Source organism: Pseudomonas sp. IT-P253 (assembly GCF_949768125.1).
GTDB lineage: Bacteria > Pseudomonadota > Gammaproteobacteria > Pseudomonadales > Pseudomonadaceae > Aquipseudomonas.
In genome coordinates, this window is record NZ_CATKPT010000015.1 from 85,089 (window position 1) to 91,308 (window position 6,220).

The 6,220-nt window shown below is 59.5% G+C and carries 4 protein-coding genes; 3 read left to right on the forward strand and 1 reads right to left on the reverse strand.

All coding sequences use genetic code 11. From position 1 onward, the window contains the following. Window positions 1–135 precede the first annotated feature (135 nt). Window positions 136–2,574 (reverse strand): Lon protease family protein, encoded by a 2,439-nt coding sequence (locus tag ACM6IR_RS10460; protein ID WP_414907640.1) that lies wholly within the window; start codon window positions 2,572–2,574, stop codon window positions 136–138. Window positions 2,575–2,850: 276 nt separating this feature from the next. Here ACM6IR_RS10460 and ACM6IR_RS10465 point away from each other — a divergent pair, with 276 nt between their 5' ends. From ACM6IR_RS10465 to ACM6IR_RS10475, 3 genes are all read left to right on the forward strand, one after another. Next, window positions 2,851–3,339: a DUF3015 domain-containing protein gene (locus ACM6IR_RS10465; RefSeq protein ID WP_414907641.1), complete on the forward strand. Its 489-nt coding sequence runs from the start codon at window positions 2,851–2,853 to the stop codon at window positions 3,337–3,339. A gap of 129 nt (window positions 3,340–3,468) precedes the next feature. Further along, window positions 3,469–5,322 carry a DUF4105 domain-containing protein gene (locus ACM6IR_RS10470; RefSeq protein ID WP_414907642.1) on the forward strand — a complete coding sequence of 618 codons (1,854 nt, stop codon included), beginning with the start codon at window positions 3,469–3,471 and terminating at the stop codon, window positions 5,320–5,322. Between the two features lie 147 nt (window positions 5,323–5,469). Then, a complete protein-coding gene (locus tag ACM6IR_RS10475; RefSeq protein WP_414907643.1) occupies window positions 5,470–5,964 on the forward strand; it encodes a GreA/GreB family elongation factor in 495 nt (164 codons plus the stop codon). Window positions 5,965–6,220: the final 256 nt, after the last annotated feature.

Below are 6,220 nucleotides of genomic sequence, written 5' to 3' on the forward strand. Positions count from 1 at the left end.
ACTGTGTGAATCTTGACGCCAGAGTGACGGCACTTGTAGGAGCGAGGCTTGCCCGCGAAAGCCGTGACGCGGTTTGCCGGATTAACCGCGTTATCGTTCTTCGCGGGCAAGCCTCGCTCCTACAAGGGCTATATGTCAGGCTGACTTGGCTTCGACCAGTGCTTCCTGTGCAGCTTCTTTTTCGGCTTCCTTGAGGTCTTCTTCGCTGATCATTTCCGCGATCACCCGCAGACGCTCCACCACTCGCGCGTTGACGCTGCCCTCAGGAAATTGGCCGTTCTCGTCCGGCGCCCCCGCCGGCTCGCCGACCAACAGACTCAACGCCTCATCAGCCTGGCGTACCGCGTACACATGGAACTGCCCCGCGCGCACCGCTGCCAGCACCTTCTCGTCCAGCATCAGCGTGGCGACGTTTGCATGAGGAATGATCGCCCCCTGCTCTCCGGTCAGCCCGCGGGCTTCGCAGAGCCGGAAGAAGCCTTCGATTTTCTCGTTGACCCCACCCACCGCCTGAACTTCCCCGAACTGGTTGATCGAGCCGGTAATCGCAAAGCATTGCTTGAGCGGCGTTTTCGAGAGGGCCGAGATCAACGTGCAAGCCTCGCCCAGCGACGCGCTGTCGCCATCGACGTAACCGTAGGACTGCTCCAGAGCGATACTGGCGGAAATCGCCAGCGGGAATTCCTGGGCGTAACGGCTGCCTAGATAACCGGTCAGGATCATCACGCCTTTGGAGTGAATCGGCTGGCCGAGGTTGACCTCACGCTCGATGTCGACGATGCCGCTGCCGCCCGGATAAACCGTGGCGGAAATCCGCGCCGGCACACCGAACGCCGAGTCACCGACTTCCAGCACCGTCAGCCCGTTGCACTTGCCGACAGCTGCGCCATCGGTGTCGATCAGGATGATCCCGGCCAGCATGTCGTCAAGAATCCGCGCCGATACGCGCCCGGTGCGAGTGGCCTTGGCCTTGAGCGCACGCTCGATGTGTCCGGCGTCGGTCATTTCGTCACTTGCCAGGTGGCGAATGAAATCCGCCTCGCTGACCAGTTGGAACAGATCACCGATTCGCGCGGACAAACGTCCCTGATGCTCAGCCAAACGAGCACTGTAGGTCGCCAGACGCGCTACCGCATCGGCGGTCAGCGGCGCCATGCCTTCTTCGGAGGTCCGGGTTTTGAGCAACTGGGCGAACTGCTCCAGGCTCTCGTCGACCATCGGGATGTCTTCGTCGAAATCCACCAGGACGCGGAACATCTCCTGGAAGTCCGGATCGAGGTCCTGCAGCGTGTAGTAAAGCTGCCGGGCGCCGATGATGACGACTTTGACCTGCAACGGAATGTGTTGCGGCGTCAGCGTCACGGTCGCCAGCCGGCCCAGCTCACCCAGCGGCGATTCCATTTTCAGCTTGCGCGATTGCAAGGAACGCTTGAGTGCGTCCCACACGAACGGTTCGCTGAGCATTTTATCCGCTTCAAGGATCAGGAAACCGCCGTTGGCACGGTGCAAGGCACCCGGACGCAGTTGCCGATAGGTGGTGTACAGCGCGCCCTGATCGGTGCTGTATTCGATACGGCCGAACAGGTTTTCATAGGTCGGATGCGGTTCGAACACCACCGGCGCACCGCCACTGGACGAGTGCCCCACCATCAGACTCGGCGCGTATTGTTCTTCCAGCATCTTGCGGGCAACGGCGTCAGCCTTGCTGTCGTCGACCAATTGCTCGACAACGGTCTTGAGCAGGTAAACCTGCATCGCTTGCAGGTAGCCGCAGACCGCCGCGTTTTCAGCGTACTTCTCCGACAGAGGAGAGAGCAAAGGCTGCAAGGCCAGCGTTATGGTTTCTTCGTTGAGGTGGCGCAGTTGATTGCTCGACTCGCGCTTCCATTGCGGCAGGCTGGCGAGCTCTTCGTTCAAGCGCTCTTCCAGCCAGGAAATATCCTCGTGAAAACGATCGCGATCCACCTCGGGCAACTGCGCGAATTCCGCTTCGTCCAGCGCCTTGCCTTCGCTCATCGGGGTGAACGCGATATTGCTGGCGTCACGGTAAAGCGCGACTTCCTTCTCCAGCGCCAGGCGCTCGATCACGTCCAGTGCCTTGTCGTAGCGCTGGTTGAAGGCGCGATCGATCGCGCTTTTCTTTTGTTGGTAGGACGGGTGCTCGAACACGGCTGGAAAGGTCGCCAGCAGGTTATCGATCAAACCGTTGATGTCGCCGATGAAGGCGCCAGCCGTGCCCGATGGCAATTCCAGGGCGCGAGGTTCGCGAGGTTCATCGAAATTGTTGACGTAGACCCAGTCCGCCGGGGTCTGCAGGCGTTTGCCTTCGGCTTTCAGGTAGCGTTTAACGAACGAGAACCGGCCAGTGCCCGGCTCGCCCATGACGAATACGTTGTAACCGGGGCGTGGCATGGCCACACCGAACTGCAAGGCTTCGACCGCACGCTCCTGGCCAAGCACACCGCGAAAGGGCTCCAGATCATTGGTGGTAGAGAAGCTGAACTGTTCAGCGGAAAACGGACGGGTCAGCGCTTCGGGCGCTAGACGCAAGCTGGCAGCAACAGGATCAGGCATCGGGCTTCCTTACATCAGGCGGGGCAGATAGCGGCATTCTGGCGCTGCCAATACCCGACTGGCAAGGCGCGCCTCAAGCCAAAGCTTAGACAAAACGCCATCCCCAAGCGGGCCGGGGCCAAATCCATGTTTTCAATGAATATTTTGCAAAAAAATCACGCCACCTCATGATCGTGCCTAAACTCCAGACTGCGCGGCTGGACTCATAACCGCCCAACTGGCGCCAAAATGGGCCAGCCCCCTGTCCATTGGTATGCACATAAAGAGAACAAAGCTATGAAACGGATTCTTCTCGGTACTCTCTTCACCGTCGCATCTCTAAACGCCATGGCGCAGGCGCCAGGCGGCCCGGATTGCGGCTGGGGCAACATGCTGTTCGAAGGTCAGCGTGGCACCCCGGCTCACTTCCTGGCATCCACCACCAACGGCACTTCCGGCAACGCAACTTTCGGTATGACCTCCGGCACCAACGGCTGCGCAACAAATGCGTCGCTGACCTACGGCGGCAAATCCTGGATTGCCATGAACGGCATGATGAACGAGCTGTCCGAAGACATGGCTAAAGGTCAGGGCGAGGCGCTAACGACTTACGCTGTAGTACTGGGCGTGGCGCCGGAAGACCGTGCGCATTTCGCTGCTGTGACACACGAGCATTTCCAGCAAATCTTCAACAAGGCTGATGTGACTGCTGACGATGTGCATACCAACACTCTGGCCGTTCTGAAGAACGATCCGCGTCTGGCCAAGTACGCGACTCAAGCTTAAGCTCGACCCGCCCGTTCCTTCCGGGGAGCGGGTTTTTTGTTTTTTGGAACTGCCCCTCTTTGGGTAATGTCATTCAAGATGGCATCAACCGCGCCGGGGCTTTGTTTCTTTCGACTTAAGTTGCCCACTATGCTTAAACGCCTTGCCTGGCTGGCGCTCTGTGTCTGCGCCCCGCTGGCCGCTGCGCCCCACATCGACAATCAACGTTTGCAGCAACTGGCCAATGACCCCTTCTGGATTTCCCTGGGCCACTACGAAACCGCCAAGCTCGGCGGCTGGCGCAGCTACGTCAGTGACAATAAATTCTTCCTGGCCCCCGACGGTAACGAACACCCGGACCGTGAACTGGCTGCAACCGTGCAGGCGCTGTACGCCCCGGCCAGTGCCGGCGAAAAACACGCCCAATGCGTTTACCCTGCCCGCACACGCTGGCTGAAAGCGCAGCTCAACCTGACCGGTTTACCGACACTGGACTGCGCCGGGTTCAAACAATGGTTCAAGGACGTCTCACCCCACAGCGCGGTGATGATTTTCCCGGCGGCCTACCTGAACAGTCCGTCATCGATGTTTGGCCACACCTTGCTGCGCATCGACCAGGCCGATGTGCAGAGCGATCACACCGCCCTGCTCAGTTACGCAATCAACTTCGGTGCGTACATCGAAGGTTCGGACAACAGCATTCTCTATGCCTGGAAAGGCTTGATGGGCGGTTATCCGGGGCTGTTTGCGCTGGTGCCTTACCAGGAAAAACTCTCGGAGTACCGTAGCCTCGAGAACCGGGACCTGTGGGAATATCGACTAAACCTGACTCAGGCCGAAACCGAACGCATGGTCGAGCACGTCTGGGAGCTGAAACAGATCCAGTTCGACTATTTCTTCTTCGACGAAAACTGCTCTTATCGCCTGCTGGAACTGCTGCAAGTGGCCCGTCCGAGCCTGCGTCTGACCGAACAATTTCCACTGACGGCCATTCCTACCGACACGGTCAAAGCCGTGAAGGAAGCCGGACTGGTCGAATCCATTCAGTATCGTCCGTCGCGTGAGCGTGAACTGCTGAGTCGCGCCCAGCCATTGAATCCGGAAGAACAGCAATGGGTGCTGAAAATCAGCGCCGACCAGAAGCAACTGCAGGCACCGGCCTTCAAGGCGCAACCGCACGACCGTCAGGCGCTGATCATCGATGCGGCTTACCGACTTGAACGCTACCGCGCCAATGGCCAGGAACGCGATCCGCAGCGGGCGCAGCGCAGTTTCGAACTGCTGCGAGCCATCAGCCAGAACCCGCCACCGGAGCTGGACATCCCGCAACCCGGCCTGCCCGAAGACGGCCACGAATCCCGCACCTGGCAGGCGGGTATCGGCACCCGGGGCGACAAAGCGTTTGGCGAATATGGCCTGCGCATGGCCTATCACGACCTCAATGACAACGCCGAGAGCTTCCCCCTCGGCGCGCAGATCGAAATCCTGCAAATGAAGCTGCGCCAGTACGAAGGCAATCACTGGCAATTCCAGCAGCTTGATCTGGCGACCATCCGCTCCCTGACCCCGCGCAATGAGCTGCTACAACCGCTTTCGTGGCAAGTCACCGGCGGATTGGAGCGTGTGCCGGGCAAGCATGACGACGAAACACTGGTCAGCCACGTCAACGGTGGCGGCGGCGGGACATGGCAACTGGGTGAGGACCTGCTTGGGTTTGCCCTGGGCACCGTGCGTGTGGAGCACAACAACGACTTCGCGGGCTTCATCGCCCCGGCGGCCGGTTTCAACAGTGGTGTGCTATGGAAAAACCCTTTGGGCAATTTCAGCCTGGAGACCAAAGGGGATTTCTTCACCAACGGCGAAGTACGCCGCAGCATGAGCCTGAATCAGCAGTGGGAGTTGTCGCGCAACCTCGGGGTGCGCCTGAGTGCCCAGCGCGAGTTCAGCCACCTCGCAACACCCGAGAAAGAAGTGATGCTGGAGGTGAAGTGGTATCACTACTAGCTAACAAGCTCCTACACTGGTTTTGACGCCTAGACTTCTCCTATAGGCCGTTGAACGGTCTGGGAGTGGGAGATGACGTCGCTGACAGACATCCATCGAAACTTAAAGCCTGCGACCATGGCCCAAACCCTATAACGGGAGAAAATCATGAGTCGCGCTTTCGTCAATGAAGATAACGCCGCCGAGCAAGCCGATCAGCCAGTCGAACGGCAGGTCAGTGCGCAACCCAATTACGTCACACCCGCCGGCCTCGCTCAGTTGCAGACGAAGGTCGCCGAGTTGCAACACCTGCTAAGCGAGCAATCGAGCAAAGGTGAACAGGCTGACAAGCAACGTCAGGCCGACCTCGAGCGGGATTTGAGGTACTTCAAACAGCGCCTGCAAAGTGCTCAGGTGGTGACGCCCGCGAGCTCGACACAAAAAGTGCAGATCGGCAGCCGTGTGACGTTCTCCGACGAGCACAACACCGAGCAAACGGTGCAACTGGTCGGTGAGGACCAGGCCGATGCGGCGGCAGGCCTGATCAATTGGAGTTCACCGCTGGGCCGGGCGTTGCTCGGGGCGCAACTCGGTGACGAGGTGCTGTGGCAGCGTCCGGCCGGCGACCAGTCGATCGAGATCATTCGCATCGAACCGGCTTAAACCGGTCCACCGAAGCCGCACGGCGCAAACTCGCTCCAATGTGGAGCCTGCTCGCGAATGCCCCACCGCGGTCTACCTGAAACCCATAAAAAAACGGAGCCCCGAAGGCTAATGCCGATCAGTTAAGCAAACTCAGCAGCAACACATACCTCGTAGCAGCTGGCGAAGCCTGCGTCCGGCTGCGCAGCAGTCGTAAATCCTGAGGGCGCGGTGAGTCTGACGCACCGCATTGTCTGACTTTACGACTGCTGCGCAG

Bases quoted from the DNA above. Each gene is read 5' to 3' on its own strand.
- ACM6IR_RS10460 (WP_414907640.1), bottom strand. From the start codon at position 2,574: ATGCCTGATCCTGTTGCTGCCAGCTTGCGTCTAGCGCCCGAAGCGCTG.
- ACM6IR_RS10465 (WP_414907641.1), top strand. From the start codon at position 2,851: ATGAAACGGATTCTTCTCGGTACTCTCTTCACCGTCGCATCTCTAAAC.
- ACM6IR_RS10470 (WP_414907642.1), top strand. From the start codon at position 3,469: ATGCTTAAACGCCTTGCCTGGCTGGCGCTCTGTGTCTGCGCCCCGCTG.
- ACM6IR_RS10475 (WP_414907643.1), top strand. From the start codon at position 5,470: ATGAGTCGCGCTTTCGTCAATGAAGATAACGCCGCCGAGCAAGCCGAT.